At 66.5% G+C, this 26,471-nt stretch carries 26 protein-coding genes; 12 read left to right on the plus strand and 14 right to left on the minus strand.

What is annotated here, in order from left to right:
- Nucleotides 1–63 precede the first annotated feature (63 nt).
- From ccoS to KVP70_RS07465, 5 genes are read right to left on the minus strand one after another with little or no spacing between them, the layout of a single operon-like run.
- Complete coding sequence (gene ccoS / locus KVP70_RS07445) at nucleotides 64–219, minus strand: cbb3-type cytochrome oxidase assembly protein CcoS (protein WP_217941501.1); 156 nt, start codon at nucleotides 217–219, stop codon at nucleotides 64–66.
- On the minus strand, nucleotides 219–2,708 hold the full coding sequence (locus KVP70_RS07450) for a heavy metal translocating P-type ATPase (protein ID WP_217941502.1): 2,490 nt from the start codon (nucleotides 2,706–2,708) through the stop codon (nucleotides 219–221). Before KVP70_RS07450 ends, ccoS begins: the two co-directional genes overlap by 1 nt.
- On the minus strand, nucleotides 2,687–3,448 hold the full coding sequence (locus tag KVP70_RS07455; RefSeq protein WP_217941503.1) for a sulfite exporter TauE/SafE family protein: 762 nt from the start codon (nucleotides 3,446–3,448) through the stop codon (nucleotides 2,687–2,689). The genes KVP70_RS07450 and KVP70_RS07455 overlap by 22 nt, the downstream gene beginning before the upstream one ends.
- A 7-nt stretch (nucleotides 3,449–3,455) precedes the next feature.
- Nucleotides 3,456–4,889 carry an oxygen-independent coproporphyrinogen III oxidase gene (gene hemN, locus KVP70_RS07460; RefSeq protein WP_217941504.1) on the minus strand — a complete coding sequence of 478 codons (1,434 nt, stop codon included), beginning with the start codon at nucleotides 4,887–4,889 and terminating at the stop codon, nucleotides 3,456–3,458.
- Between the two features lie 2 nt (nucleotides 4,890–4,891).
- Nucleotides 4,892–6,523 (minus strand): methyl-accepting chemotaxis protein, encoded by a 1,632-nt coding sequence (locus KVP70_RS07465; protein ID WP_217941505.1) that lies wholly within the window; start codon nucleotides 6,521–6,523, stop codon nucleotides 4,892–4,894.
- Nucleotides 6,524–6,642: 119 nt separating this feature from the next.
- Between KVP70_RS07465 and KVP70_RS07470 the strand changes: the two genes are divergently transcribed.
- A complete protein-coding gene (locus tag KVP70_RS07470; protein WP_217941506.1) occupies nucleotides 6,643–7,428 on the plus strand; it encodes a glutamate racemase in 786 nt (261 codons plus the stop codon).
- Here the strand turns inward: KVP70_RS07470 and KVP70_RS07475 are convergent.
- The 3 genes from KVP70_RS07475 to KVP70_RS07485 all read right to left on the minus strand — a co-directional run bounded on the left by KVP70_RS07475 (nucleotide 7,425) and on the right by KVP70_RS07485 (nucleotide 11,008).
- On the minus strand, nucleotides 7,425–9,506 hold the full coding sequence (locus KVP70_RS07475; RefSeq protein ID WP_217941507.1) for an EAL domain-containing protein: 2,082 nt from the start codon (nucleotides 9,504–9,506) through the stop codon (nucleotides 7,425–7,427). The two genes, KVP70_RS07470 and KVP70_RS07475, sit on opposite strands and share 4 nt — an antisense overlap.
- Before the next feature lie 70 nt (nucleotides 9,507–9,576).
- Nucleotides 9,577–10,002 carry an inner membrane protein YiaA gene (yiaA, locus tag KVP70_RS07480; RefSeq protein WP_217941508.1) on the minus strand — a complete coding sequence of 142 codons (426 nt, stop codon included), beginning with the start codon at nucleotides 10,000–10,002 and terminating at the stop codon, nucleotides 9,577–9,579.
- A gap of 73 nt (nucleotides 10,003–10,075) precedes the next feature.
- Entirely contained in the window at nucleotides 10,076–11,008 is a 933-nt protein-coding gene (locus KVP70_RS07485; protein ID WP_217941509.1) for a DUF808 domain-containing protein, read from the minus strand.
- A 149-nt stretch (nucleotides 11,009–11,157) separates the two neighbouring features.
- Here KVP70_RS07485 and KVP70_RS07490 point away from each other — a divergent pair, with 149 nt between their 5' ends.
- Together KVP70_RS07490 and KVP70_RS07495 are read left to right on the plus strand one after the other, a co-directional pair.
- On the plus strand, nucleotides 11,158–11,799 hold the full coding sequence (locus KVP70_RS07490) for a LysE family transporter (protein WP_217941510.1): 642 nt from the start codon (nucleotides 11,158–11,160) through the stop codon (nucleotides 11,797–11,799).
- Nucleotides 11,800–11,887: 88 nt separating this feature from the next.
- Nucleotides 11,888–13,840 (plus strand): DUF6600 domain-containing protein, encoded by a 1,953-nt coding sequence (locus KVP70_RS07495; RefSeq protein ID WP_217941511.1) that lies wholly within the window; start codon nucleotides 11,888–11,890, stop codon nucleotides 13,838–13,840.
- A gap of 262 nt (nucleotides 13,841–14,102) precedes the next feature.
- On the opposite strand, the gene KVP70_RS07500 is transcribed toward KVP70_RS07495, so the two are convergent.
- Nucleotides 14,103–14,588, minus strand: a complete 486-nt coding sequence (locus KVP70_RS07500) for a phage regulatory CII family protein (RefSeq protein ID WP_217941512.1) — start codon at nucleotides 14,586–14,588, stop codon at nucleotides 14,103–14,105.
- Nucleotides 14,589–14,674: 86 nt separating this feature from the next.
- Here KVP70_RS07500 and KVP70_RS07505 point away from each other — a divergent pair, with 86 nt between their 5' ends.
- The 4 genes from KVP70_RS07505 to KVP70_RS07520 all read left to right on the plus strand — a co-directional run bounded on the left by KVP70_RS07505 (nucleotide 14,675) and on the right by KVP70_RS07520 (nucleotide 17,441).
- On the plus strand, nucleotides 14,675–15,460 hold the full coding sequence (locus tag KVP70_RS07505; RefSeq protein WP_217941513.1) for a hypothetical protein: 786 nt from the start codon (nucleotides 14,675–14,677) through the stop codon (nucleotides 15,458–15,460).
- Between the two features lies 1 nt (nucleotide 15,461).
- Nucleotides 15,462–16,247, plus strand: a complete 786-nt coding sequence (locus KVP70_RS07510) for a DUF2491 family protein (RefSeq protein ID WP_217941514.1) — start codon at nucleotides 15,462–15,464, stop codon at nucleotides 16,245–16,247.
- 26 nt (nucleotides 16,248–16,273) lie between these two features.
- On the plus strand, nucleotides 16,274–17,086 hold the full coding sequence (locus KVP70_RS07515) for a coiled-coil domain-containing protein (RefSeq protein WP_217941515.1): 813 nt from the start codon (nucleotides 16,274–16,276) through the stop codon (nucleotides 17,084–17,086).
- A gap of 79 nt (nucleotides 17,087–17,165) precedes the next feature.
- Entirely contained in the window at nucleotides 17,166–17,441 is a 276-nt protein-coding gene (locus tag KVP70_RS07520; protein WP_217941516.1) for a DUF493 family protein, read from the plus strand.
- A gap of 1 nt (nucleotide 17,442) precedes the next feature.
- Here KVP70_RS07520 and gcvA read toward each other — a convergent pair whose 3' ends face one another.
- Nucleotides 17,443–18,342 (minus strand): transcriptional regulator GcvA, encoded by a 900-nt coding sequence (gene gcvA / locus KVP70_RS07525; protein ID WP_217941517.1) that lies wholly within the window; start codon nucleotides 18,340–18,342, stop codon nucleotides 17,443–17,445.
- A gap of 122 nt (nucleotides 18,343–18,464) precedes the next feature.
- On the opposite strand from gcvA, the gene yfcF reads away from it, so the two are divergent.
- From yfcF to lipA, 3 genes are read left to right on the plus strand one after another with little or no spacing between them, the layout of a single operon-like run.
- Nucleotides 18,465–19,094, plus strand: coding sequence for a glutathione transferase (gene yfcF / locus KVP70_RS07530; RefSeq protein WP_217941518.1), 630 nt, complete (start codon nucleotides 18,465–18,467; stop codon nucleotides 19,092–19,094).
- 14 nt (nucleotides 19,095–19,108) lie between these two features.
- Nucleotides 19,109–19,795: a lipoyl(octanoyl) transferase LipB gene (gene lipB / locus KVP70_RS07535; protein ID WP_217941519.1), complete on the plus strand. Its 687-nt coding sequence runs from the start codon at nucleotides 19,109–19,111 to the stop codon at nucleotides 19,793–19,795.
- A gap of 31 nt (nucleotides 19,796–19,826) precedes the next feature.
- Nucleotides 19,827–20,813 carry a lipoyl synthase gene (gene lipA / locus KVP70_RS07540; protein ID WP_217941520.1) on the plus strand — a complete coding sequence of 329 codons (987 nt, stop codon included), beginning with the start codon at nucleotides 19,827–19,829 and terminating at the stop codon, nucleotides 20,811–20,813.
- A gap of 60 nt (nucleotides 20,814–20,873) precedes the next feature.
- Here lipA and KVP70_RS07545 read toward each other — a convergent pair whose 3' ends face one another.
- From KVP70_RS07545 to KVP70_RS07560, 4 genes are all read right to left on the minus strand, one after another.
- A complete protein-coding gene (locus tag KVP70_RS07545; protein WP_217941521.1) occupies nucleotides 20,874–21,995 on the minus strand; it encodes a HupE/UreJ family protein in 1,122 nt (373 codons plus the stop codon).
- Nucleotides 21,992–23,167, minus strand: coding sequence for a tetratricopeptide repeat protein (locus KVP70_RS07550; RefSeq protein WP_217941522.1), 1,176 nt, complete (start codon nucleotides 23,165–23,167; stop codon nucleotides 21,992–21,994). Before KVP70_RS07550 ends, KVP70_RS07545 begins: the two co-directional genes overlap by 4 nt.
- 61 nt (nucleotides 23,168–23,228) lie before the next feature.
- Nucleotides 23,229–23,474, minus strand: coding sequence for a hypothetical protein (locus KVP70_RS07555; protein ID WP_217941523.1), 246 nt, complete (start codon nucleotides 23,472–23,474; stop codon nucleotides 23,229–23,231).
- Entirely contained in the window at nucleotides 23,471–24,997 is a 1,527-nt protein-coding gene (locus KVP70_RS07560) for a DUF4331 domain-containing protein (protein WP_217941524.1), read from the minus strand. Before KVP70_RS07560 ends, KVP70_RS07555 begins: the two co-directional genes overlap by 4 nt.
- 160 nt (nucleotides 24,998–25,157) lie before the next feature.
- Here KVP70_RS07560 and KVP70_RS07565 point away from each other — a divergent pair, with 160 nt between their 5' ends.
- Entirely contained in the window at nucleotides 25,158–25,745 is a 588-nt protein-coding gene (locus KVP70_RS07565; protein WP_217941525.1) for a sigma-70 family RNA polymerase sigma factor, read from the plus strand.
- On the plus strand, nucleotides 25,742–26,446 hold the full coding sequence (locus tag KVP70_RS07570) for an anti-sigma factor (protein ID WP_217941526.1): 705 nt from the start codon (nucleotides 25,742–25,744) through the stop codon (nucleotides 26,444–26,446). Before KVP70_RS07565 ends, KVP70_RS07570 begins: the two co-directional genes overlap by 4 nt.
- Nucleotides 26,447–26,471 lie beyond the last annotated feature (25 nt).

The following is a 26,471-nucleotide window of genomic DNA, read 5'->3' on the forward strand; positions in this document are numbered from 1 at the left end:
ATCAAAGGTTACGTTTGCGAGACTCAAAAATCCTTGATGTGAATCAAAATTTCCCGGATCAGCTTATTCCACCGGCGGCTTGTCGTCGTCCTGCAGCACGCGCAGCGCCGGGCCGACCAGGTCGTCGAACTGGCCGCCGTCCGAGGCGGCGAAGAAGATCCACAGCGCGGCGAACACCAGGATCACGCTGAGCGGGATGAGCAGGTAGAGCGCCTCCATCAGCTTCCCCTTCTGAGGCGCAGCGCGTTGGCCACCACCACGGCCGAGCTGAGCGCCATGCCGACGCCGGACAGCCACGGGTTGAGCCAGCCCAGCGCCGCCGCCGGGATCGCCAGCGCGTTGTAGACGCTGGCCCAGGCCAGGTTCTGGCGGATCACGCGCATGGTGCGGGCCGCCACGCGGGCGCTGTCGGCCACCGCTGCCAGGCGGCCGCACAGCAGCACCGCGTCCGCGTGGGCTTGCGCCAGCGCGGCGCCGGCGCCCATCGCGAACGAGACGTCGGCCGCGCTGAGCACGGCGGCGTCGTTGATGCCGTCGCCCACCATCGCCACCACCGCGCCCTTCTGTTGCAGGCGCTTGACGAAGGCCAGCTTTTCATCCGGCAGGTAGGCGCCGATGGCGGTGGCGATGCCGAGCCGGTCGCCGACCTGGCGCGCCAGCTGGTCGTGGTCGCCGCTCAGCAGCACCACGGTCTTGCCGGCCCGGCGGAAATAGTCGACCGTGGCCTGGGCGTCGGGGCGCAGGGCGTCGTGCAGGTGGAAGCAGGCCAGCCACTGGCCGTCGACGCCGAGGTAGACCGGGGTTACGCCGCTGCCGGCGTCGTGCGGCGGCGCCGTGCCGCTCAGTTCAGCCACGAAGCTGGCGCTGCCCAGCCGGTACAGACGGTTGTGCAGCACGCCTTCGATGCCGCGGCCGGGCGCTTCGACCGCCACCACCGGCTGCCAGTCGGCGCGCGCGCCGCCCTGGGCCGCCGCCGCCGCGTTGACGATGGCGCGCGCCAGCGGATGGGCGCTGCCGGCGTCCAGCGCGGCCGCCACCTGCAGGCAGAACTCGGGCTGCATCAGGCCCAGCTGCACGATCTCCTGCAGCATCGGCCGGCCGTGGGTCAAGGTGCCGGTCTTGTCGAACACCACGTGGGTGGCGCGGTGCAGCGTCTCCAGCGTTTGCGGACCGGTGATCAGCACGCCCTGGCGCAGCAGGCGGTCGGTGGCGGCGGCCAGCGCGGTCGGCGTGGCCAGCGACAGCGCGCACGGGCACGACACCACCAGCACCGCGATCGCGATCGGCCAGGCGCGCACCGCGCTGTCGCCGTCGAGCCAGTACCAGAAGCCGAAGGTGAGCACGGCGAACGCCAGCAGCGCCAGCACGAACCAGCCGGCCACCTGGTCGGCCCATTGCGCGATGCGCGGCTTGTCGCGGCCGGCGCGGTCGATCAGCTTGACCAATTGGGACATGGTGCTGTCGAGCGCCAGCCGGGTCACGCGCGCGCGGATCACGGCGCCGGCGTTGATGGCGCCGCCCGGCAGCGCGTCGCCGACGTCCTTGGCCACCGGCGCGCTCTCGCCGCTCAGCAGCGACAGGTCGAGCACGGTGCGGCCGTCGAGGATGACGCAGTCGGCCGCCACCGCCTCGCCCGGCTTGACCATGATGACGTCGTCCACCTCCAGCGCGGCGGCCTTGACCAGGGTGGCCGCGTGGCTGTCCGGGTAGTCGGCCAGCAGCGTGGCCGAGGCCGGCAGCGCGTGCTGCAGGCGCTCCAGCGCGGTGCCGGCCTTGCGGCGCGCGCGCAGCTCCAGGTAGCGGCTGCACAGCAGCAGGAAGATGAACATCGTCACCGAATCGAAATACACTTCACCCTGGCCGCGCACGGTGGCCGCCACGCTGCCGCCGAACGCGGCGGCGATGCCCAGCGCCACCGGCACGTCCATGCCCGGCGCGCGCGCCCGCAGGCTGGCCCAGGCGCCGCGCCAGAACGGCTGCGCCGAGTAGCAGATCGCCGGCAAGGTCAGCAGCAGGCTGGCCCAGCGCATCAGCGCGGCCATGCTGTCGTCCAGCGTGCCGGACTCGGCCAGGTAGGCCGGCGCCACGTACATCATCACCTGCATCATAGCCAGGCCGGCCACGAACAGCTGGCGGCCCAGCGTCTTGGCGGCCTTGCGCTGCTGCTCGCCGTGGCGCAGCGCGTCGTAGGGATAGGCGGCGTAGCCGATCGCGTGCAGCGCGGCCAGGATGTCGCCGGGCTGGCAGGCGTCCTGGCGCCAGCGCACGTACAGGCGCTCGGTGGCGACGTTGAGCTGGGCGCTGTCGATGCCGGGCAGCTTGGCCAGCCGCTGTTCGATCAGCCACACGCAGGCGGCGCAGCGGATGCCTTCAACCGCCAGCGTGGTTTCGCGGCAGTCCTCGTCGAGGGCGAAGCGCGGGTCCGCATTGTCGTACAGGCGCAGTTCCGGCGGCAGCATGTCGGCGCCCTCGCCGCTGGCGGCAAAGGCCGAGCGTTCGCGGTAGTAGGACTCCTGGCCCAGGTCGACGATGGTTTGCGCCACCGCCGCGCAGCCGGGGCAGCACATGGTGTGCGCCACGCCGGCGATTTGCACGGTCCAGGCCGGCTTGACGGCGGCCGGCAGCGGCAGGCCGCAGTGGTAGCAGACGCCGGCGTCTGCGTCGGCGCTGAGCGGCGCGATGCTGCTTATTGATGTGGTGTCAGGCATAGGGTGTCCATCCAGTCGGGAGCGATGCCGCCGGCCGCGCGCGCCAGGCCCAGCACGCCGAAGGCCAGCACCAGCAAGCCGCAGGCGATGCGCACGCGGCGTTGTTGCAGCGCGCGTTGCAGGCGGGCGCCGATCAGGCCGAGGCCGGTCAGCATCGGCAGCGTGCCCAGGCCGAAGGCCAGCATGACGGCGGCGCCGTCGCTGGCCGAGCCGCTCAGCATCGCGGTCAGCAGCACGCTGTAGACCATGCCGCACGGCAGCCAGCCCCACAGCAGGCCGAGCGCGAAGGCCTGGTGCGGGTGGGTGGCCGGCATCAGCGATTTCATCATCGGCGCGATCACCGGCTGCGCGCGCCGCCACAGCACGCGTCCGCCCTGCTCCAGCACGGCCAGGCCGCGCCAGGCGTCCATCAGGTACAGGCCCAGCGCGACCAGCATCAGGTTGGCCAGCCAGTAGAAGCCCAGTTGCAGGCCCGCCAATGAGGCGATGCTGCGCGCGCCGCCGGCCAGGCCGCCCGCCAGCGCGCCGGCCGCCATGTAGCTGGCGATGCGGCCGACGTTGTACGACAGCACGCGCGGCAAGGCGCTGCTGTGGGCGATGACGGCGATCGGTATCACATTGCGCGGCAGTGGCGCGCTGCTCACCGACAGCGCGCCGACGATGCCGCCGCACATGCCGATGCAGTGGACGCTGCCCGCCAGCCCCACCACCATCACCGGCAATAACTGAAGTGCGTTCATGGCGCGTTCATATCGTCTTCGAGTAGCGCAGCGGCTGTGGGCCGTCGGCGCGCGGCAGGTTCAGGTAGCGGTCGAACACCATGCAGATATTGCGTATCAGCAGGCGCCCTTTCGGCGTCACGGTGATCCATTCCGGATCGACCTCCAGCAGGCCGTCGTCCTCGAAGGCTTGCAGCTTTTCCAGCTCGGCCGCGAAGTACTGCGCGAAGCGGATCGGGTAGGCTTGCTCGATCGAGGCGATCGACAATTCGAAATTGCACATCAGCTTCTGGATCACGATGCGGCGCAGCAGGTCGTCGGTGTCGAGCTTGATGCCGCGCGAGACCGGCAGCTTGCCTTCGTCGAGCTTTTCGTAGTAGGCCTCCAGCGTCTTCTCGTTCTGGCTGTAGGTGGCGCCGACCGCGCTGATGGCCGACACGCCGCAGGAAATCAGCTCGGCCTCGGCGCGGGTCGAATAGCCCTGGAAGTTGCGCTGCAAACGACCCTGGCGCTGCGCCACCGCCAGCTCGTCTTCCGGCTTGGCGAAATGGTCCATGCCGATGTAGACATAGCCGGCCGCGCACAGGCGGCGGATGCACAACGCCAGCAAGTCCAGCTTGACGGCCGGCGTCGGCAGGTCTTCGTCGGCGATGCGGCGCTGCGGCTTGAACAGGTGCGGCATGTGCGCATAGTTGTACAGCGCGATGCGGTCGGGATTGGCGGCGATCACCTTGTCCAGCGTCTGCTCCATGCTGGCCATGCTCTGCTTCGGCAGGCCGTAGATCAGGTCGATGCTGATGGAGCGGAAACCGGCGGCGCGCGCGGCGTCCATCACGGCGCGGGTTTCCGCCTCCGGCTGGATGCGGTTGACGGCCTTCTGCACCTCGGAATCGAAATCCTGCACGCCCAGGCTGATGCGGTTGAAGCCTTGCGCGCGCAGCGAGTGCACCCGTTCCACGCTGACGGTGCGCGGGTCGATCTCGATCGAATATTCGCCCTGGGCGTCCGGCGCGAACTGGAAGTTGGCGTGCAGGTGCGCCATCAGGTCGCCCATCTGGCGGTCGCTCAGGTAGGTCGGCGTGCCGCCGCCGAAGTGCAGTTGCTCGATCTGGCCCATGCCGGCGAACAGGCGGCCCTGCATGTCGATCTCCTGCTTCAGGTAGCCCAGGTAGGTGGCGGCCTTGCTGTGGTCCTTGGTGACGATCTTGTTGCAGCCGCAGTAGTAGCAGATGGTGTCGCAGAACGGGATGTGGATGTACAAGGACAGGGGACGCTGGCTGCGGCGCATGCGCAGGCCGGCCACCGCCTCCAGGAACTGGCCGTAGCCGAAGTCCTGCTGAAAACGGTCGGCGGTCGGATACGAGGTGTAGCGCGGGCCGGACTGGCTCAGCTTGCCGATGATGGCGGCGTCGAATTCGACGTTGGGGAAGGCGCCGCCGGTGTGGTTCTCAAAGGTCTTCATGTTCAGGCCGCGAGTCGTTTCATGGTTTGTGGTTGGCGCACCGGCGCGCGCAGTGGGCGCACCTTGCGGCTGCTGCCGAATTTGAACAGGCTGACCGCCTGCGTCAGGCCGCCCGCTTCCAGCGCCAGGCTAGCGGTGGCGGCGGCGGCCTCCTCGACCAGCGCGGCGTTCTGCTGCGTGACCTGGTCCAGGTGGGCGATGGCGGAGTTGACCTGGTCGACGCCGATGCTCTGCTCGTGCGAGGCCACCGAGATATCGTGCATGATGGCCGTCACCTGCTGCACCGAGGTCACCACTTCCTTCATGGTGGCGCCGGCGCGGTCGACCTGCAGCATGCCGTCGCTGACCTTGCCGACCGAGATGTTGATCAGGTTCTTGATGTCCTTGGCGGCGGTGGCGCTGCGCTGGGCCAGGTTGCGCACCTCGCCGGCGACCACCGCGAAGCCGCGGCCCTGCTCGCCGGCGCGCGCCGCCTCGACCGCCGCGTTCAGCGCCAGGATGTTGGTCTGGAAGGCGATCCCTTCGATCAGGCCGATGATGTCGACGATCTTGCGCGAGGAAGCGTTGATCTCGTCCATGGTGGCGATGACGTCGGCGACGATCTCGCCGCCCTGCACCGCGACGTTGGAGGCGTTCTGCGCCAGCTGGTTGGCCTGCGCCGAGTTGTCGGCGTTCTGCTTGACGGTGGCCGAGAACTGCTCGACGCTGGAGGCGGTCTCCTCCAGGCTGGCGGCCTGCGCCTCGGTGCGGCCGGACAGGTCGGCGTTGCCGGCGGCGATCTGGCGGGTGGCCACGGCCATGGTCTCGACGTTGGTGCGGACGTCGCGGATGGTGGCGATCAGGTTGCTGTTCATTTGCTGCAAGGCGCGCAGCAGCTGCCCCACTTCGTCGGTGGACTCGGTGTCGAACGTGCAGGACAGGTCGCCGGCGGCGATCGAGCGGGCGCCGTGCAAGGCGTGCTCCAACGGTTTGAGCACCGAGGAGCGGATGGTGTACCACAGGAAGACGTTGATCAGCAGGCCGAGGAAGGTGGTGCCGAAGATGGCGTAGCTGTTGCCGCCGCCGCCCATCAGCGCGGCCGCGCAGACGATCACCTGCAGCACGTTGACCACGCTGGTGGCCAGCCAGATGCGCATCGCCAGCGACACATGCTTCAGGCGCGACAGCAGCGAGCCGGCGCCGGAGCGGATCACCTGGCCGTTCTTGATGCGGATGCCGTGCTTGCCGCCCTCGCGGATGGCGCGGTAGGCCTGGTCGGCGTGTTCGATCTGCTCGCGGGTGGGCTTGACCCGCACCGACATATAGCCGGTGGTCTGGCCGCTTTCGCGGATCGGCGTGATATTGGCGCGCACCCAGTAGTAATCGCCGTTCTTGCAGCGGTTCTTGACGATGCCGGTCCACGGCATGCCGCTCTTGATGGAGTCCCACAGGTCGGCGAAGGCTTCGGCCGGCATGTCCGGATGGCGCAGGATGTTTTGCGGCGCGCCCAGCAGCTCCGCCTCGCTGTAACCGCTGATTTGCGTGAAATAGGGATTTACATAGACAATGTTGCCACTTAAATCAGTCTTGGAGACGATGGCCTGGTCGTCCAGGACTTCCATTTCATGGTTGCTGACGGGCTGGTTGTTGCGCATGTTGGGACTCCGATCGAATAATTGCTCTATCGCAATTGATCCGACCAGTTTACGTAGTCCGACGCGCAAATTTATTGATGTGGATCAAAATTCCCCGGATTGGGATAGCAAAGGAAATCATGGAACTGCATCGCCCTATAGGAATTTTTGATGCCGGCATCGGCAGCTACGCCATCGTCGAACGCGTGCGGGCGGCCTTCCCGGCGCAGGACATCGTGTATTTCGCCGACCGCGCCAGTTTTCCCTACGGCGCGAAGACGCCGCCGCAGTTGCTGAACGCGGTGGTAAGTGCTACCGAATATTTGCAGGCGCAGGGCTGCGTGGCGGTGGTGCTGGCGTCCAACGCGCCCAGCGTGGTGGTGCTGGAACCGTTGCGGGCGGCGGCGGCGGTGCCGGTGATCGGCATCTTCCCGCCGGTGGTGGAGGCGGTGCGGCGCTCGGCCAGCGGCCGGGTGGCGGTGCTGGGCGTGCGGGCCATGGTGGGCAGCGCCGCCATGCAGGCCTACGCCGACGCCCATCGCGGCGACGGCGAGGTGCTGCTGGTGAATGCCTCGGCGCTGGTGGAGCTTGTGGAAAACTTCGCCTTTGTCCACAGGCCCCGGGAAACCCAGGCCGCCATCAGCGGCTTCATCGCCGACTTGCGCGCCGCCCATCCGCAGGTGGACGTGATGACGATGTCGTCGACCCATCTGCCGTGGCTCAAGCCCTACTTTGAAGCGGCCGCGCCCGACGTGCAATTTCTCGATCCGGCCGACAGCGTGCTGGCCGAGCTGGCGCCGCACACCAGCGCCGGCGGCGGCCGCACGCGCTGCGTGGCGACCGCCAGCGCCGAGCTGAGCCTGGATGACTTCAACACCGCGCTGCGCGCGCTGGGCACGCCCTTGCAGGCCGAGCTGGTGGGCTAGGCACTGAGCGGGCGCAGCATGCCGACCGCGTAGCCCTGGGCGTAATCCAGGCCCAGTTCGCGCACCACCGCCAGGGTCGGCTCGTCCTCGACGTATTCGGCCACGGTGCACAGGCCCATCACATGGCCGACCTCGTTGATGGCCTTGACCATGGCGCGGTTGACGGTGTTGGTGGCGATGTCGCGGATGAAGATGCCGTCGATCTTGAGGTAGTCCACCGGCAGCGCCTTCAGGTAGGCGAACGAGGACAGGCCACTGCCGAAATCGTCCAGCGAGAAACGGCAGCCCAGCGCCTTCAGGCCGGCCATGAAATCCTGCGCCTTGATCAGGTTGGCGATCACGGCGGTCTCGGTGATTTCAAAGCAAATCTGCCCGGGATCGATGCCGTGCTCGGCGAACTGCTCGATGATGTAGTCGTGCAGGCCCTCGTCGCTCAGCGAGGCGCCCGACAGGTTGACCGAGTACCGGGCCGGCGTGCGCCGCGTGCCGGCGTCCTGGCCGGCGCGCAGGTTTTGCAGGTGGCGGCAAATCGCGCGTATCACCCAGCGGTCGATCGCCGTCATCATGTCGTAGCGCTCGGCGGCGGGGATGAAGGCGCCCGGCAGTATCAGATCGCCCTTGGCCGGCTGGATGCGGATCAGCACTTCGTCGTGCGTCCCGTCGTGCCGGCCGAGGCCGACGATGGGCTGGGCGTACAGTCGGAAGTACTGGTGCTCGAACGCTTCGTTCAGGCGCGACACCCATAGCATCTCGCCCTGCCGGCGCGCCAGCCGCAAATCCGATTCCTGGTACAGGTGCACCCGGTTGCGGCCGCGCTCCTTGGCCAGGTAGCAGGCCTGGTCGGCGGCGATCAGCAGCTCGGTCATGGACTTGCTGTGGTGGTTGATCTCGACCAAGCCGATGCTCACGCCCAGCTCGAAGGTGTGGTGGTCCCACACGAAGCGGAAATTCTTGATCGATTGCCGCAGCTGGTCGGCGATCAGCAGCGCCTGGTCGGGCGGGCAGTGCGGCAGCAGCACGCCCAGCTCGTCGCCGCCGAGGCGGGCCAGGATGTCGCTGTCGCGCATCTGCGTCTGCAGCATCTTGGCCAGCAGTTGCAGCAGCAGGTCGCCGGCGCTGTGGCCGCAGGTGTCGTTGACGATCTTGAACTGGTCCAGGTCCATGTACAGCAGCGCGTGCACATGGTTGTCCTGCTTGGCGCTGTGCAGGGCGGCGGCGATCTGCACCTCGAATTCGCGCCGGTTGATCAGGCCGGTGAGCGTGTCGTGGCTGGCGTTCCACGACAGCTGCTTGCTAAGCTTGCGTTCGTGGCTGACGTCGCGGAACACCACCACCGCGCCCAGCAGTTCGCCGCTGTCGGACCAGATCGGCGCGGCCGATTCCTCCACCGCGATGCGGCGGCCCTCGCGCGTGACCAGCTGGTTCTGCGACGACACGCCGATCGCCTGCCGCAGCCGCAGGCATTGCAGCGCCGCGTGTTCCGGGATGGGCGCGCCGGCGTCGTCGATCAGCTTGAGCGTGGCCGAGATGTGCAGGCCGCGCGCCTGGTCCACGGTCCAGCCGGTCAGTTGTTCGGCGATGTAGTTCAGGTAGTCGGTTACGCCGTCGGCGTTGGTGGTGATCACGCCCTCGCCGATCGAGCGCAGCGTGACGGCGGCCAGCTCGCGCTGGCGCGCCGTGGCCTGCTCCGCTTCCTTGCGCTCGGTGATGTCCCAGACGACGCCCAGGGTGCCGACCGGTGCCTGCTGCTCGTCGCAGAACACATGGGCCTTGGCGGCCAGCCAGTGGCGGCTGCCGTCGGGCCACAGCACCCGGTACTCGACTTCATAGCCGGTGCGGCGGTCGACCGCGCTCTGCATGGCGTCGAGCAGCTGGTCGCGGTCTGCGGGATCGACGGAAAGCAAAAAAATGGAAAACGGCTGCGTCAAGTCGCCAGCGGGCAAGCCCAACAGACTGGTGCCGGCGCCTATCCACTTGACCGTGCTGTCGATGACCTTGCCTCCCGACAGTTCCGAGTCCCAGATCGTCATCCGCGCCGCGTCCAGCGCCATGCGCAGATGTCGCTGCGATTTCTCCATACCCTACCCCCTTTGTCATTTGATAGCAAAGGTGGCAGGGAGTTCCGTGGTTCGCGACGTTTTTTCCGGCTTAGCCCGGCTCGGAAGTGCTGCCGGTCTTGATGGCGGCGACGTCGCGCACGTTTTTCTGCACCGCCACCGCAGCGAACAGGCTGAGCACGAAGGCCATGGCGTAGAAGCCTTTTTCGCTGGGCGCCAGGCGGGCATTGAACAGGCCCACGCCCAGCAGGCCGACCGCCAGCATCACCGACACCCAGCACAGGCTGAAATACAGGCCGCTAACCGGGATGTCCTCGCTGCGGTCGCGCACCGACTTTTGCAGCGAGACGGCGGCGAACAGGCCGTACATCAGCAGCGTGAAGTAATAGCCTTTTTCGTTGAGCTCCATGCTGGCGTTCCACAGGCCGATCAGGTAGGTCAGCGCGCCGGCGATCAGGGCGACCCAGGAAGCGGCGATGAAGGCGCCGGTGGGGCCGTGTTGGTTGGTATGGGCCATGTCTGTTCCTTGCTGGTGAGGTGGCGCGGCGCCGGTCGGCAGCCGCTGCGCGATCATAGCAAAAATAACAGTTTTATTTTTTGACCATGCGCAACAGTTTTCCGCCCAGCATCACCAGCGCCAGGGCCAGCGCGCCGGCCACGACGCCGGCCAGCGCGTCCAGCGTGACCGGCGTGGCCCAGGCCAGCAGCGGCCCCAGCGTCGGCAGCGTGGCCACCGCCACGGCGGCGTGGTGGATCAGGTCGTGGGCGCCGGGCAAGCCGTGGGTCAGGATGCCGCCGCCGACCATGAACATGGCCGCCGTGCCCACCACCGACAACAGCTTCATCAGCTTGGGCGCCGCCGCCAGCAGCAGCCGGCCCAGCGCGCGCACCGCGCTGCCGCCGCGCTGGCTGAGGTAGAGGCCGGCGTCGTCCATCTTGACGATGCCGGCCACGATGCCGTACACGCCCACCGTCATCACCACGGCGATGCCGACCACCACCGTCACCTGTTGCAGGAAGCTGGCCCCGGCCACCGTGCCCAGCGCGATGACGATGATCTCGGCCGAGAGGATGAAGTCGGTGCGGATCGCGCCCTGGATCTTGTCCTTTTCCAGCGCCACCAGGTCGACGTCCGGATCGCTGACGGCGTCGGCCAGCTCGCCCAGGTGCTGGTCCACCTCGTCCCGGTGCAGCACGTTGTGGGCGATTTTCTCGAAGCCTTCGAAGCACAGGTACACGCCGCCGACCATCAGCAGCGGCGTGATGCCCCACGGCGCGAACGCGCTGATCGCCAGCGCGGCCGGCACCAGGATGGCCTTGTTCTTCAGCGAACCGAGCGCCACCGCCCACACCACCGGCAGCTCGCGCTCGGCGCGCACGCCGGCCACCTGCTGGGCGTTGAGGGCCAGGTCGTCGCCGAGCACGCCGGCGGTCTTCTTGGCCGCCATCTTGCTCATCAGGGCGACGTCGTCGAGGATGGTGGCGATGTCGTCGATCAGCGCCAGCAGGCTGGTGCCGGCCATCAGCGGTGCTCCTGCGGAGGTTGGGTCATAGAGGTTCCTTGGTTGATAAACAATATTAACCGATGACGGGCCGGGCGGCGAGACGCCAAGGCCGCTACAATGTACTTTGCCCCGCAGCATGGTGCTGCGGCTGACCGCACGGGACTATCATGAGCTTTGCCACCTGGATCACCTTTTTCATCGCCGCCTGCATCATCGCCGTCTCGCCCGGCTCGGGCGCGGTGCTGTCGATGTCGCACGGCCTGTCGTTCGGCGTGCGCCGCACCACCGCCACCATCCTCGGCCTGCAGAGCGGCTTGATGATGATCTTCTTCATCGCCGGCGCCGGCGTGGGCTCGCTGCTGCTGGCGTCGGAAGTGGCGTTCAGCGTGGTCAAGACGGTGGGCGCGCTGTACCTGATTTACCTGGGCCTGAGCCAGTGGCGCGCCAAGGTCAGCGTCAGCGCGCAGGAAGACCGCGCCGAGGTGGTGGTGCCGAGCGCCCAAAAACGCTTCCTGACCGGCTTCCTGACCAACGCCACCAATCCCAAGGGCATTATTTTCATGGTGGCGGTGTTGCCGCAGTTTATAACCCAGGGTTCGCCGCTGCTGCCGCAGTTGCTGATCCTGGCCGCCACCATGTGCTGCATCGACCTGGTGGTGATGCACAGCTACGCCTTCCTGGCCTCGTCCATGCAGCGCTATTTCCGCGACGCCGGCGCCGTCAAGAAGCAGAACCGGGTGTTCGGCGGCCTGCTGATGGCGGTCGGCGCGGCCTTGTTCTTCGTCAAGCGGGGCGGCGCAAGTGCCTGATTTGCCGGAGATGTGTAACCCGGTGTAAGCCTGGTAGTCGAATTCCTCGCAGCAGCGTTAAATGATAAATATACAAGGAGACGCCGCCATGAGCCGCAAGTTGATCCAAATCGCCGTGCTGGCCGCCCTGGCCGGCTTCAGTTCGTTCGCGCTGGCGGACCCGCCGGCGATGGTCGGCCGCATCTCCGCCGTGCAGGGCCAGGTCACGCTGGTCGGCGACGAGGAGCCCATGGCCGCCTCGCTGAACTGGCCGGTCACCGGCGCCAGCCATCTGACCACCGCCAGCGGCGCCCGCACCGAATTCCGGGTCGGCTCGACGGCGGTGCGGCTCGACGGCGATTCCGACCTGGAAATCGTCGACCTGGACGACGAGCTGCTGCACCTGCGCCTGAATTACGGCAGCGTCAGCATCCGCGTGCGCAGCCCGGAGCTGCTGCGCGATTTCGAACTGAGCACGCCGCAGGCGCGCATCACCCTGCTCGAACCCGGCCTGCTGCGGGTCGACGCCGAGCGCGTCGCCGACACCAGCCAGGTCAGCGTGCTGGCCGGCAGCGCGCGGGTGGACGGCGCCGGTTCGTCGGTGACGGTCAGTCCCGGTCGCCATGTCGACGTCAGCAGCGTCGACGTCAGCACCAGCGTGGCGCGGCGCGACGGCTTCGATGTCTGGTCCGACGAGCGCGACCGCGCCGCCGAGGCGGTGGTCAGCAGCCGCTTCGTTTCCACCGGCATGACCGGCTACGAGGAACTGGACCGCAACGGCAGCTGGACCGAGAACGTCGAATACGGCGCGCTGTGGACCCCGCGCAATGTGGCGATCGACTGGGCGCCCTACCGCGACGGCCGCTGGATCTGGCTGGCGCCGTGGGGCTGGACCTGGGTCGACAACGCGCCCTGGGGCTACGCGCCGTCGCATTACGGCCGCTGGGTGATGGTCAACCGCCGCTGGTGCTGGGCGCCGGGACGGCCCGCCGGGCGTCCGGTGTGGGCGCCGGCGCTGGTGGGCTGGGTCGGCGGTGAGCACTTCGCGCGCGACCATCGTCCCGGCCTGGGCTGGTTCCCGCTGTCGCCGCGCGAGCGCTACGTGCCGACTTACCGGGTGTCGTCCGATCACGAGCGGCGCCTGAGCTGGACCCACAACGGCAAGCCTTTCGAGCCGCGCATGAGCGTGCCCGGCCAGGTGGAGCGGCGCGATGGTCTGACCGTGCTGCCGCGCGATCAGTTTGAAGGCCGTCATCGCAGCGTGCAGGTGCCGCGCGGACAGCAGGTGATCCCGGCGGCCAACCTGGCGGCCAGCGCCGCGCCGGTGGCGCCGCCGCAGCCGTCCATCGCGCGCACGCTGGACACCAACGGCCGTGGCTGGCAGGACCGCGACCATGACGGCCGTCCGGATCGTCCGGTGCGGGTGTTGACCGCGCCGTCGGTGCCGCGGCCGGCGCCGGTGCAGCCGGGCCGGACGCAGACGACGACCTTGGCGCCGGGCCAGTTCGGCCGTCCCGACGCGCCGCCGCAAACCATCCAGCCGGGCGATGTGCGCATCGATGTGCGGCCGTACGGCCGGCCGGGCCAGGCGCCGGGCACGCCGCATATCCAGCAAGCCAATCCGGTGCTGGCGCCGGCGCCGACGATCCAGCAGGCCAATCCGCCGATCGTGGTGACGCCGAATATCCAGAAAGCCAATCCGCCGATCACGGCGGCGCCGGTGGCGGCGCCCACGGTGCCGACGCCGTTCCCCGCCAACCGCGAACGCTACGATCGCGAGCACGACGATAATCGCCGTCCGTACCGGCAGCAGGAGGAGCGGCGCCCGGTGCAGCAGCCGCAGCCGCAGCCGCAGATGCAGCAGCAAACCTACCAGCAGCAGGCGCCGCAGGTGCAGCAGCAGCCGGTCCAGCAGCAGCGCCAGCAGCCGCAAGCCCAACCGCAGGCTCAGCCGCAACCGCAACCACGGGAAAACCGCGACAGCGGCCGCGACAAGCAGCAGGAGCGCCGCAAGGAGGAAGGCAAGGAGCGCGGCGACAACCGGCATCAAAACCGCGAGTAACCGCCTGCTCCGGGAAATAGGTGGTTCAGGGAGCCAAAACAGCAGTTCATCACATTTGGATGGACTTTATCTATCGCAATGTATAACGTTGCAATATTGATAAACCCGGTGGGAAGCGTGAGAACAAGGATGGCAGCATCCGCCACGCAGGACCGTCGAGACTGTTCCCCTTTGCCCCAACTATTTTCCGGATTTTTCCCAATTTCCGAACAGAGAATAGTTTTTGCCAGCCCTCGGGCTGGCTTTTTTTTGGCGCGGCGCCTTAGCCCTGCTCCGCCTTCAGGCGCAGCCGCGCCCGCCATTCGCCCAGCGCCGACAAGGCGCCCTGGAATTCGCGTTCGATCAGGTCGGCCTCGGCCGCCGTGACCTTGCCGTCCAGCAGCGCGGTCGACACCGCCTCGGCCACCGCCCCCACCTGGCTCATCACCTTGCACACGGTCTGCGACAGGTCATCGTCGCCGATGTTGTCCGGATTCGGCACCACGAAGGCCGCCATGCCATGGCGCACCAGCAGCGCGTGCAGCGGCAGGTGGGCGTCGGCCACGCCGGCCTTGTGGCACAGGTCCACCACCGCCGAGACTTCCTCGAACGAGGGGTAGTGCGAGGCGATGGTCGGCGCCAGCTTGTTGCGCAGGACGTTGACCGAGATGCCCATCGCCTGCGCCAGCGCGTCGATGCCGCCGGGGTAGCTGCGCGCCACTTTGTAGAGCGCGTCGTGTTGATTCATGTCCGAGTATTTGCGTGTCATGGTGAAGCGAGCCTTTTATTACCGATGCAGTCGCCGACGCGCGGCGCTATGCTGATTTTCATTCAACTTCTTTGCGAAACGACATCATGAAGTCTTTTCATTCTGCGCTGTTACTGACGCTGTGCCTTGCGCTAGGCACCAATGTGCTGGCGGAGGCGCGAACGTCTTCACATTCTGGCACATCGTCGTCGTATAAAAGTGGATTTTCTTCACAAAAGAGCAACTCCACGCGGAGCTCGCCGGTCGCGCCACCGGCCAACCGCCAGAGCGGTCCCGGCGCGTTCGGCAAGGCGCCCGGCTCGCCGGCCTCGGCCACGCCGCGCAACACTTCGGCCGCCTCGCGCGACCTCGACCAGAGCGCGGCCCAGGCCAATGCACTGAAAACGCTGGACGCCCGCCGCGCCGCCGCCGCGCCAACCGCGCCGCCGCCGCTAAACGATACGGTTTCGCGCCAGCAGCCGTCGCCGGTGTATCAGGCGCCGCCGGTGTACCAGCAGGCGCCGATCATCGTGCAGCAGCCTAGTAGCGGCCTGATGCACGGCGTGCTGGGCTTCATGCTGGGACGGGCGATGAGCCAGAGTAATCAGCCGGTGTCGTACCCGACCACGACGACGCCCGCCATCGGCAACCCGGCCCCAGCGGACAGTGGCGCCGCGCAGGCCGGCATGGTCAACGGCATGCCGGGACTGGGTGATCCGGTCCCGGCCGCCCAAGCCCCTGCGCCGGCGCCGTCCTTCCTGGCCACGGTGGCGCGCTGGCTGGTCTGGCTGGGCGTGCTGAGCGTGATGGTGTGGGCGGTGGTGTACACGGTGCGCAAGCTGCGCCGTCTGCGGGCCGGCAACGCGACGAATTATTCATTTGAAAGGAATTGAGATGGGCTGGTCGGATGCATACAACTACTTGCGCAATGGCGCGGCCAAGCTGGGCGGGGCCGAGGCGCCGCGCACGGACCAGGGCTTGCCGCTGGGGGCGCGTATCGGTAGCGTGATCCAAATGCAGCAGTCGCCGCTGCTGCGCGCCGCCGGCGACGGTTCGCTGATCGCGCTGCCGGACGCGGGCGACAACCGCATCGTCGCGGTGTCGCAGATCCGGCTCAGGCAGAACGGCGGCCTGTACCGCTACTACCTGGACACCGGCGAGCGCGGGTCGAAAGAGAAGTTCCTGCAGGTGTACCAGGACGCCCAGGGCCAGGTGGCCGAAGTGATGTATTGCACCCAGCTGGCCCGCGTGATCCCGGAAACGGTGGAAGACCAGGAAGCCTACATGGGCCTGGCCGGCGCCGGCCTGGGCGACCGCAGCTACACGCTGTGGCGCGAGCAACTGGGCGACGCCGGGCTGGACGCGGCCGACCTGGACCTGGTGTTCGGCCAGCGCGACGGCGTCGACTACCGGCGCGACGCCGGCGATCCGAACGCCGAGTTCGTCACGCCGTTCTCCGGCACCGAGACCCGGCTGGACGACGCCAGCGGCCGCACCGGCCTGCGCCAGGAAATGTATTTCATGCCGTATGTGCGGGAACTACGCGGCGGCGGCCACGAATATTTGCTGATCACGACTGAAATCATCAGCAGCGTGAACGGCGATGCATCAAAACGCGGGATCCATGTCGACTTCGTCATTGGCATCCCGGTTGAGCAGCAACGCGTCGTTATTCAATGACGCGCAACTTTTTAAGGACGACTGACATGAGCAACTTGAATGGCTGGGGTTTGACCGCGCGCTTGATTTCCAAACATTTTGGCGCGCTGGGCGACCGTGTTTCCGAAGCGATCGCCAATTTTGATCCGGAAACGGCCACCGAGGCCGACCGCGACCGGCTGGCCGACAGCCTGCGCCTGACCGCGCAAAAACTGGCCGCCGCCCGCAGCGCCTTCGACAAGGAAGCGGCCGACGTGGTCAAGCTGCGCCAGCTGATCGCCACCGACGAGCAGGCGGCCGGCACCCTGGCCGAGCGTCTGGCCGCCGGCAAGATCTCGGAGGCGACCATCACCCTGTTCTGCGACGAGCTGGAAGGCAACAAGGCGCGCATGCCGCAGGAATTGCAGGAGGAGGCCGACGCCCGCCAGTACATGGACGAACTGCAAACCATCGTCGATGCGCTGTCCAAGCAGCTGGCCGATTTCGATTCGGCGGCGAAAAAGGCGATGCAGGCGCTGGCCTCGGCCCGTGCCCAGCAGGATTTGCAGAACCTGCGCGCCGAGCGCCAGAGCCAGCTGGCAGGGCTGTCGGGCATGCGCGGCAACTCCAGCGCCTTGAACGCGCTGACCCGCCGCGCCCAGGCCATCAGCAACGAGGCGGCCGGCATGAAGATCGTCACCGACATCGGCCAGCGCCCGTACGAGCAGGCCGCCGAGCTGGAGGCGATCCGCAAGTCGGTCAGCCAGCCGGGCATCGCCAATGAATCGGCGCTGGCGCGCCTGCAGCGGCTGTCCGGCCAGCAGCCGGCGCAGCTGGCCGCGCCGCAGGAAACAGCCACGCTGGCGCTGGGCAAAGCGTAAGCCTGCGCTGAATTGGCTACAATAGAGGCCGGTGGCGTCGTGTTGACGCCGCCGGTTTTCTTTTTTGATTGGAATGAATATGCAAGCGATCCCGCCGTCAGAGTCCCTCATCGAGTACCCGAGCGACTTCCCGATCAAGGTGATGGGCCCGACTCATATCGATTTCGCCGCGACCATCGTGCTGGTGGTGCAAAAGCACGACAAGGATTTCCATGAAGGCAAGATGGAAGTGCGTCCTTCGCCCAAGGGCAATTACACCGGCCTGACCGTGACCATCCGCGCCATCAGCCGCGAGCAGCTCGACGCGCTGTACAACGAGTTGTCGGCTCACCCGATGGTCAAGATTGTGATGTAAATCAGGCTTGCTGGCGCTGGAAGACGGCAATCTCCTCCAACAGCCAGTCGCGAAACGCCTGCACCTGCGGCCGTCCGGCCGCGCCGGGCGGCGACACGAAAAAGTACTCGTCCGGGCACGGCGTGGCGGTATCGAACAGCCGCAGCAGTTGCCCGGAGGCGATCTCCTGCATCGCCACCACATGGCGCACCAGCGCCACCCCGTTGCCGTCGGCGGCGGAGCGTATCAGCATCGACAAATCCTCGAACATCAAGCCGCCGGACGGCTCGGCCATGTCGACCCCGGCCGCGCGCAGCCATGGCGACCACGGCTCCACCGAGCGCAGCAGCGTGTGCTGGCGCAGCTCATGCGGCGCGGCCGGTTGCTGTCCACCGCGATAGTGGGGACTCACTACGGGATAGTAGACATCGCCCATCAACCGCTGCACCACCAGCCCCGGATAGTTGCCGCGCCCGAAGCGGATGCCGACATCGATGCCGTCGCGCGCCAGATCCTGCAGCTGGCCGCTCGATTGCAGCACCACCTCGATATCCGGATACAGGTCGATAAACCGGCCCAGCCGGGGCGCCAGCCAGCGCGCGGCAAACGATGGAATCGATGAAATCGTCAGCCGCTGGTTGACGCTGGCGGCCCGCATGGCGTCGGCCGCGGCGGTGATATCGCTGAAAGACTTGCCTAAAAACTGGGCAAATTTCAGCGCGTCGCTAGTTATTTTCACCTGCCGGCCGTGGCGCACGAACAGCGGCCGGCCCAATTCCTCCTCCAAAGCGCGCACCTGATGGCTGATCGCGCCATGCGTCAGATGCAACTCTTCCGCCGCCCGCGAGAAGTTCTCGTGGCGTGCCGCCGCCTCGAAGGCGCGCAGTGCGGAAAAATTGGGCAGGCGGCGGCTGGCGCTCATCAGGTCGGCATGCTGTGGATAACTATGTGAATAAAATTAGCTAGAATCACGAAAATATAACGTTATACAGGCGCTACGGCAAGGCTTACCATGTGAATAAATCTACTCTAGCGGGAGCCGCCATGCCTTTTGAACTGTACGTCGACAGCCTTTTCACCAGTCCTTACGCCATGTCGGCCTTTGTCGCGCTGACCGAAAAAGGCTTGCCGTTCACCGTCAAGACGGTGGACCTGGAGGCCGGCCAGCAAAAACACAGCGCCTACACGGCGCGCGCGCTGACCGCCCGCGTGCCGGCGCTGATCGAGGGTGATTTTGTGCTGACCGAGTCGACCGCGATCACCGAATACCTGGAAGAGAGCTTCCCGGCGCCGGAATACATCGCGCTGTACCCGAAAGACCGCCGCCAGCGCGCCCAGGCGCGGCAGGTCCAGGCCTGGCTGCGCAGCGACCTGCTGCCGGTGCGCGCCGAGCGCGATACGGAAACTGTATTTTTTGGCAAGGCCAGCCAGCCGCTGACGGCGGCCGGCCAGGCCGCCGCCGACAAGCTGATCCACGCCGCCAGCCAGCTGGTGCAGGAAGGCCGCCCCAACCTGTTCGACAGCTGGTCACTGGCCGACGTCGACCTGGCGCTGATGCTCAACCGCCTGATCCTCAACGGCGACGAGGTGCCGCAAAAACTCAAGGACTACGCCACCGGCCAGTGGCGGCGGCCATCCATCCAGCAGTGGCTGGAGCGTCACCAGCCGGGCTGATTTATAATGTCGGCATGACGTCTCCTACCCCAACCGAGCCGGCGCTGATACGCCACCTCGGCCTCGCCGACTACGACAGCACCTTCGCCGCGATGCGCTCCTTCACCGACGCGCGCACGCCGGACACCCGCGACGAATTGTGGATCGTCGAGCATCCGCCCGTGTTCACGCTGGGCCTGGGCGCCGACCGCGGCCACCTGCTGGCGGGAGCGGATTCGATTCCTGTGGTGCAGACCGACCGCGGCGGCGAAGTCACCTTCCACGGCCCCGGCCAGGTGGTGATCTACATGCTGATGGACCTGCGCCGCAACAAGCCGGGCGGCAAGCTGTACGCCCGGCAATTCGTCAATAAAATCGAGCAGGCGATCATCAACGTCTTAGGGGCGTATAATCTCGTCGGTGAGCGCGTTGACGGCGCGCCGGGCATCTACATGGCCGGCGGACCGAAACAGGGCGCCAAAATCGCCGCGCTCGGCTTGAAGGTGCGCGGCAACGGTTGCACCTATCATGGGCTGTCGCTGAATGTGGCGATGGATCTGGCCCCGTTTTCCTGGATTAATCCTTGCGGCTATGCCGGGCTGGAAACAGTCGATATGCGCACCGTCGGCGCGACCGCAGTGTTGTCCGACGTGCAACAACAGCTGGCCGATGAGCTGATCAGCGTTCTGGCGCATGTGGCCGAACCCGCAGTACACGAATAACCAAACTTTGCCCGCGAGGGCACGCAGCCAAATGACTTCTGAAACCACCACCAGCGTTGCCCCGGCTTACAACCCAAGCGAAAAGCAAAAAGGCGCCAGCAAGACCGCGCGCATCCCGATCAAGATCGTGCCGATCGAGCAGGTCGAGCGCCTGAAGAAGCCGGACTGGATCCGCGTCAAGGCCGCCTCGGCGTCGACCCGTTTCTACGAGATCAAGGATATCTTGCGCGAGAACAAGCTGGTCACCGTGTGCGAAGAAGCGAGCTGCCCGAACATCGGCGAATGCTTCGGCAAGGGCACCGCCACCTTCATGATCATGGGCGACAAGTGCACCCGCCGCTGCCCGTTCTGCGACGTCGGCCACGGCCGTCCGGACCCGCTGGACAAGGAAGAGCCGTTCAACCTGTCGAAGACCATCGCCGAGCTGCGTTTGAGCTACGTGGTGATCACCTCGGTCGACCGCGACGATCTGCGTGACGGCGGCGCCGGCCACTTCGTCGAGTGCATCCAGAACACCCGCGCGCTGTCGCCGAAGACCCAGATCGAAGTGCTGGTGCCGGACTTCCGCGGCCGCCTGCAAAAAGCGCTGGACATCTTCAAGGACGGCCTGCCGGACGTGATGAACCACAACCTGGAAACCGTGCCGCGCCTGTACAAGGAAGCGCGTCCGGGTTCGGATTACATGCACTCCTTGCAGCTGCTGAAGGAATTCAAGGACATGTACCCTGCGGTGAAGACCAAGTCCGGCATCATGGTCGGCCTGGGCGAGACCGACGAAGAGATCCTGCAAGTGATGCGCGACATGCGCGAGCACAACATCGACATGCTGACTATCGGCCAGTATCTGGCGCCGTCGAACAGCCACCTGCCGGTGCGCCGCTACGTGCACCCGGACGTGTTCAAGATGTTCGAAGCCGAAGCCTACAAGATGGGCTTCAAGCACGCCGCCGTCGGCGCCATGGTCCGCAGCTCGTACCACGCGGACGAGCAGGCGCATAACGTGCTGGCCGCTGTGTAAAAATTCAGCAACGCCGCAAAGAGCAAGCCCTCGCGAGACGGCTTGCTTTTTTTTCGCTGATCACGCGCTGATCAGCTTCAGGTCGAACGCACGTTCGGCCAGCCACACCACGGCCACCAGCGCGATCACAGCCGAGCCGCCGGTTAGCAGACGGCGGTAGAACCAGGTGCCGCGCAATGCGAACGCCAGCGGCAGGAAGGCGACGACGATGCACAGCTGGCCGATCTCCACGCCCAGGTTGAAGCCGAATAAACTGGACAGCAAAGCGCCCTGTGGCAGGCCCAGGTCGATCAGCACGCTGGCGAAGCCGAAGCCGTGGATCAGTCCAAATCCGAACGCCGCCACCGGCCGCCGGCCGCGGAACAGCGGATAGATGTTGTTCAGCGCGGCCAGCACCACCGACGCAGCAATCGCCGACTCCACCCAGCGCGATGGCAGCGAGATCAGCGACAGGCTGGCCAGCGTCAAGGTCAGCGAGTGCGCCAGCGTGAAGGCCGTCACCACTTTCAGCACGTCGATGAAGGACTCGCGCAGGCTGGCCGACGGCGTGCCGCGCACACCCAGCATCACCGCCGGCAGCAGCAGCGACAGCAGGAACAGGATATGGTCGTAGCCGATCCAGATGTGCCACACGCCGTCCTTCACGTAGGCGCCGAATTGCTGCCAGCGGTCCGGCGATGTCAGCGATAAGGTCTGTCGCGCATGGGCTGGATCGAAGATCGCGGTGGATGTCGCGCCGTCGCGCGTCAAGCGCAGCAAGCCTTTATGCTGCGGATCGAGATCGGCGAACAGCTGGTAGTTGATGGTCAGCGCCGTTACAGGGCCGGGGCAGGCGGCGTGAAAACGCAGCACGCTGTAGGCGCCATCGGTGTGATTGTCGACCAGCTGCTGGTCGGTGTCGATGCGGCAGGCGCCTTGGTCGGTGGCGATGCCCAGGCGCTCCAGCGCATACGCCGCGATCGCCGCATGCCGCGTGCGGATCTCGTCCCACGTCAGCTTGCCGTCGCCATCCTGGTCCAGGCCGATGGCGAAATCCAGGTCGCGCAGCGCGATGTCCCACTGGCCGGTGATGCGTTCACCCTGCACTTCCAGCGACAGATAGCTGTCGCTGGGCTTGTGCGCATAAGCCGGCAGCGCGACGCCGCACAGCAGCGCGAAAAATAGCATCAGGCGTTTCATCATGTTCTCGCTTGCAGTTGTCGGATCAGGCGCGTTGCGGCCACGTCCTCGGTGTGATTTAATGCGACCCAGTCCAGCACTGGCCTGGCGGCGTTGGCGTCGCGCGCCTGCACGGCCGATTCCAGAAAGATGCGGATATCGGCCGCTTCCTTTTGCACCGCCCAGTTCTTGCGCGCCAGCGTCAGCGCGGTGGCCGGATCGTGGCGCAGCATCAGTTCAAAGCGCGCCTGTTCGCGCTGGTGTACCGTGTCGCCGCGCTGGGCTGCGGCGTCGAAGCGGGCCGTCAGTTCCTTCACATCTGCGGCCAACGCCACGCGCGCGTTGCCCTGCTGCTGCAACGCCAAAGCGCGGCGCAACAGCAGCGCGTCGATGCGGGCCTGGTCCTTCAGCAGTGCGGCGACTTCGTTCGCGCGCCCTTGCTCCAGCAGGAAATCGGCATAGGCGCCCAGTAGGTAGCTGTCGCGCGGGCTCAGTGCCAGTGCGCGTTTGTAGCGCGCTTCGGCGATGTCGGCTGCGCCGCGCCGTTGCGCCATTTCCGCGAGCAGCGTCAGCGCCCATACCTGAAGCTCAGCGGGCGCGTTGCTGCTGCGTTCCAGCGTCAGGTCCAGCAGCTGCTCGCTTTTAACGGAACGCCCGGTCGCCGCGCCGACGTTGGCGATGCAGCTGATGGTGACCAGTTCTATCGACATCGCCGACAGATGCGCACAACTGGCGGTGGCGCCGGCGTAGTCGCCTTGCACGGTTTGCACGGTGGCCTGCGTCAGCCATGCCTGCGCGTTGGAGGGATCGGCCGCCAGCACGGCCTTCAGATCGTCCATCGCCGGCTTGAACTGGTGGGTACTTTGCAGCAGCGTGGCGCGCAGCAGGCGCACCGGCGCCGGCGGCGACGACAGCCACCACCACGGCGCCAGCGCCGCCTGCGCGTAGCCGAGGTAGCGCGGATCGGTTTCGCTGCGGGCCAGGCCGATATAGCGCGTGGCGAGACTGGTGGCCAGTACCATATCGTTGGGGCGCGCGTTCAATTCGCTGCGCATGCGGCGCAGTTCCTGCTGCACCGGATCGCCACGGCGCGGCAGCGTTTCGATCACTTGCTGGCCGCTGGCGGGAAGGTAAGGCGTCGCCTGTGCCGCCACTGCGGCGGCGCTCAGCAGCAATGCAAAAATTGGTTTCTTCATGTTGCCCTCAAAACGGTAGCAAGGGCGGCAGCATTTCGCCGCCGCCCTTATGCTGCATGGCTTACTTGTACGCGACCGGTTCCGTGTCCTCCGGCGCGGTGGCGACAACGCTGTCTGTCGCCATCGGCTCGGAGGAGGTTTCGCTGCCATCGCCGATGATGGCCAGTACCGCCGTGTAGAACGCATCGAGCATCGTCACCGGCGGCGGTGGCGGTGGCGGCGGCTTGACCGGCGTGTGGTCTTCATAGTGGGTGCTGCCCCCGCATGCGCTGAGCACCAGCAGCGCAATCAGGCCAAGGTACTTCATGGCTTGCTCCGTGCGGACGTGATGCCGGAGGTCTGCGGCGAGCCGGCGATCGGCGTCTTCAGGTACGGGAAGGCGGCGCTGAAGTAGCTGTCGTCCAGGTAGGCGCCGTCGGTGAAGTGCAGGCCACCGGCTGGTGCGTCGACGGGCGCGCAGCCCAGGTTCAGCGTGCACAGTTTGCCCATCACCACGCGCAGCGCGATGTCGACCACGTCGTCGCCAGGACGGCGGCCGTTGGGGAAGCCGGCATTGTCGCCGCCGATCACGCCCAGGCGGTTCTGCGCGCCCATCGCGACGGCCGGCGTCGAGGTGTTCAGGCGCAGCATTTCGGATGCGGTCACGGTGGCTGGCTGGTTCAGGCCTTTGACGCCGGTAAGGAAGGTCGCCACCAGGTCGTTGCGCGGGAAGTTGGTCGGCGCCTTGGCGCCGGCGCTGCCGTACAGGATTTCAATCAGCGCCGGCAGCGTTGGATTGGTGACGTAGGTCGCGAACTGCGCGTCGCCGGAAGGCTTGCTGCTGTTGAAGGTGTCCTTGTCCTTCAAGCCGATGACCACTTCATTCACCAGCGGCATGCCGAGGCGCGAGACCTGGGTCCAGGCCCCGCCCTCCTTCGATGGCGCGCCGGAATTGGGCGTCGGGTTCAGCAGGCGCGCCTGGCGCACGCTGGCGGTGGTCCAGCCGCCGATCACGGGATCGCTGCTGCCGGCCGCGGTCAGGCAGGAGGCGGCAACTTCCAGTTCGATCGAAGTCACGTTCTTGTCGTCCAGGTCGTCCTTGGCGGCCTTCTCGGCGTTGGCGTTGAATTCGGTGGCCGGGGCCTTGATGTTCACCAGGTCGAAAGTCTCGCCGAGGTTGACCACGAACGGGTCTTTGCGCTGGCCGACGAACATGCGCGCCGGCGTGCTGCAACCGGGGATGTTGACGTTGTACATGTGGGCTGCCGCATAGGCCGCGTAGTTCGGGATCGACTTGTTGCCGATGTTGTCGAGCGGCTTGTCGAAGGTGCTGGCGCCGTCGGCCGCGTTGGTCACGGCGGCCTTGGCGCCGGTGCGGCGGTCGCCGCGCACCACGTTGACGGTGTAGGTCTCGCGCACGTTGGCGCCGGCCGCGTTGGGGCCGGCGATGGCGCCGCCGTTGATCACCAGCGGGATCGACACTTGCTTGCCGCCGACGGTGAGCTTGCTGTCCTTGTTGGCGTTGTTGAAGCGGAACTGGAAGGTCAGGTCTTCCTTGGCGTCGCCGTTGTTGTCGATGTGGATCTCGTACAGCGCGTTCGGGTCCATGGCGAAGTAGTTCGGGCCGCCGTAGGCATCCTGTAGCGGGATGTAGTTGGCGATCAGCGTGATGAAGCCGGCGCGGCCGGACTCGTAGCTGCGGAACATATAGAAGTCGGTGCCGTCGACTTTGGGACTCTGCGCGACGAACGGTGCTTCGCGGTGGCTGGACGCCATGGCCGCTGGGGCGAAGGCGCTTGCCACGGCGCCGATGACGGCCGCGCGCATCGCGTGTTTGACGATAGTTTGCATTTCGTTTTCTCCCTCGATTGGTTGATCTTCCTGGTACTGCGAGGGGATATACGTGGCGCGGGGCGAACCGGATTCAAAATAAATGTGTATTCATGCGGTTGAGGGATATGGTATTTTTCACAGGCTTGCATCTCAAATCTCTCCACCCGGAAGGCCCGCAGTGTCCGACGCGAATACTCTCGATCCCCAGCAGTTACGCCTCTGGCTGCAAGGCGCGGCCAAACGCGACGCGGTCGCCTTTCGTTCACTCTACGATGCGACATCGGCGAAACTGTTTGGCTTCGCGCTGCGTATATTGATCAAGCGCGAACTGGCCGAAGAGGTGCTGCAAGAAAGTTTCGTCGCGATCTGGAACAACGCCGGCACCTATCAAAGCCACTTGGCCGCCCCCATGACCTGGATGACGACCATCGTCCGCAACAAGGCTTTCGATCTGCTGCGCCGCAGCGATGTGACCACGGAAATCGACGGCGAACAGTTTGACAGCGAGGTGATCAATGCACTGCAAGATCCCGCAGCCACGCCCATCGAGGCGCTGCAAATGAGCCGCGACGCCAAGGCGCTGGCCTATTGCATGTCGGCGCTGGAAGGGTTGCACCGGCAGGTGCTGGGCCTGGCCTTTTTCCATGACCTGTCGCACAGCGAGGTGGCGCAGCAGATGGCGCTGCCGATCGGCACCGTCAAGACTTGGATACGCCGCAGCCTCGACAAGCTGAAGACCTGTCTGGCCAAGGGGGAGCGCGCATGAACCTCCGCGACAACGCCGCCCTGCGCGACCAGCTGGCGGCTGAATACGTGCTGGGCACGCTCAAGGGCGGCGCGCGCCGCCGCTTCGAAGGCCATCTGCACAACGACGCCGCGCTGCGCCGCATCGTCGTCGAATGGCAGGACCGGCTGGCGCCGCTGGCCGAGTTCTCCAGCGCTCAGCCGCCGCGCAAGCAGGTGTGGCAAGGCATCGAGCGCCGCCTGAATTTGCCGCGCGCGCATGCGGCGTGGCAGTTCTGGCGCAGCGAGTCGGTAACGTTCTGGCGCTCGCTAGGCATGGTATCGACCGCCGTCGCGGCCTTGCTGGTGGTGACGATAAGTGTGCGCAGCTTGCAGGCGCCGCAGCTCGACTACGTGGCCACGCTGACCGACGACAAGGCGCAGACCGCGCTGCTGCTGACCGGCGACAGCCGTCACCAGGCGATGACAGTGCGGGTGGTGGGCGCGGCTGCGGTGCCGGGCGACAAATCGCTGGAGCTGTGGGCGGTGCCGAAGTCGGGCCATCCGCGCTCGCTGGGCTTGCTGAACGCGCGTGGCGAGGTCAGGCTGGCGATGAGCAGCAAGGCCGTCGGCGACGACGTGGCGCTGTTGGCGGTCACGCTGGAGCCCAAGGGCGGCTCGCCGGACCCGAACGGGCCGACCGGACCGATCCTGTACAAGGGCAGCTGGGTGCGGGTGATGTAGGGGGAAAGTTGCTATCATCCAGTGT

The organism is Duganella violaceipulchra, from assembly GCF_019166075.1.
In the GTDB taxonomy this organism is placed as follows: Bacteria; Pseudomonadota; Gammaproteobacteria; order Burkholderiales; family Burkholderiaceae_D; genus Rugamonas; species Rugamonas violaceipulchra.

What these genes read in the sequence shown, in the direction of transcription:
- KVP70_RS07560 (WP_217941524.1), bottom strand. Translation starts at nt 24,997, where the DNA reads ATGCAAACTATCGTCAAACACGCGATGCGCGCGGCCGTCATCGGCGCC.
- KVP70_RS07475 (WP_217941507.1), bottom strand. Translation starts at nt 9,506, where the DNA reads ATGGAGAAATCGCAGCGACATCTGCGCATGGCGCTGGACGCGGCGCGG.
- KVP70_RS07545 (WP_217941521.1), bottom strand. Translation starts at nt 21,995, where the DNA reads ATGATGAAACGCCTGATGCTATTTTTCGCGCTGCTGTGCGGCGTCGCG.
- KVP70_RS07500 (WP_217941512.1), bottom strand. Translation starts at nt 14,588, where the DNA reads ATGACACGCAAATACTCGGACATGAATCAACACGACGCGCTCTACAAA.
- lipB (WP_217941519.1), top strand. Translation starts at nt 19,109, where the DNA reads ATGACGTCTCCTACCCCAACCGAGCCGGCGCTGATACGCCACCTCGGC.
- hemN (WP_217941504.1), bottom strand. Translation starts at nt 4,889, where the DNA reads ATGAAGACCTTTGAGAACCACACCGGCGGCGCCTTCCCCAACGTCGAA.
- KVP70_RS07570 (WP_217941526.1), top strand. Translation starts at nt 25,742, where the DNA reads ATGAACCTCCGCGACAACGCCGCCCTGCGCGACCAGCTGGCGGCTGAA.
- KVP70_RS07495 (WP_217941511.1), top strand. Translation starts at nt 11,888, where the DNA reads ATGAGCCGCAAGTTGATCCAAATCGCCGTGCTGGCCGCCCTGGCCGGC.
- yiaA (WP_217941508.1), bottom strand. Translation starts at nt 10,002, where the DNA reads ATGGCCCATACCAACCAACACGGCCCCACCGGCGCCTTCATCGCCGCT.
- KVP70_RS07505 (WP_217941513.1), top strand. Translation starts at nt 14,675, where the DNA reads ATGAAGTCTTTTCATTCTGCGCTGTTACTGACGCTGTGCCTTGCGCTA.
- ccoS (WP_217941501.1), bottom strand. Translation starts at nt 219, where the DNA reads ATGGAGGCGCTCTACCTGCTCATCCCGCTCAGCGTGATCCTGGTGTTC.
- yfcF (WP_217941518.1), top strand. Translation starts at nt 18,465, where the DNA reads ATGCCTTTTGAACTGTACGTCGACAGCCTTTTCACCAGTCCTTACGCC.
- KVP70_RS07450 (WP_217941502.1), bottom strand. Translation starts at nt 2,708, where the DNA reads ATGCCTGACACCACATCAATAAGCAGCATCGCGCCGCTCAGCGCCGAC.
- KVP70_RS07550 (WP_217941522.1), bottom strand. Translation starts at nt 23,167, where the DNA reads ATGAAGAAACCAATTTTTGCATTGCTGCTGAGCGCCGCCGCAGTGGCG.
- KVP70_RS07485 (WP_217941509.1), bottom strand. Translation starts at nt 11,008, where the DNA reads ATGGCCGGCACCAGCCTGCTGGCGCTGATCGACGACATCGCCACCATC.
- KVP70_RS07465 (WP_217941505.1), bottom strand. Translation starts at nt 6,523, where the DNA reads ATGCGCAACAACCAGCCCGTCAGCAACCATGAAATGGAAGTCCTGGAC.
- lipA (WP_217941520.1), top strand. Translation starts at nt 19,827, where the DNA reads ATGACTTCTGAAACCACCACCAGCGTTGCCCCGGCTTACAACCCAAGC.
- KVP70_RS07490 (WP_217941510.1), top strand. Translation starts at nt 11,158, where the DNA reads ATGAGCTTTGCCACCTGGATCACCTTTTTCATCGCCGCCTGCATCATC.
- KVP70_RS07455 (WP_217941503.1), bottom strand. Translation starts at nt 3,448, where the DNA reads ATGAACGCACTTCAGTTATTGCCGGTGATGGTGGTGGGGCTGGCGGGC.
- gcvA (WP_217941517.1), bottom strand. Translation starts at nt 18,342, where the DNA reads ATGAGCGCCAGCCGCCGCCTGCCCAATTTTTCCGCACTGCGCGCCTTC.
- KVP70_RS07470 (WP_217941506.1), top strand. Translation starts at nt 6,643, where the DNA reads ATGGAACTGCATCGCCCTATAGGAATTTTTGATGCCGGCATCGGCAGC.
- KVP70_RS07515 (WP_217941515.1), top strand. Translation starts at nt 16,274, where the DNA reads ATGAGCAACTTGAATGGCTGGGGTTTGACCGCGCGCTTGATTTCCAAA.
- KVP70_RS07510 (WP_217941514.1), top strand. Translation starts at nt 15,462, where the DNA reads ATGGGCTGGTCGGATGCATACAACTACTTGCGCAATGGCGCGGCCAAG.
- KVP70_RS07520 (WP_217941516.1), top strand. Translation starts at nt 17,166, where the DNA reads ATGCAAGCGATCCCGCCGTCAGAGTCCCTCATCGAGTACCCGAGCGAC.
- KVP70_RS07555 (WP_217941523.1), bottom strand. Translation starts at nt 23,474, where the DNA reads ATGAAGTACCTTGGCCTGATTGCGCTGCTGGTGCTCAGCGCATGCGGG.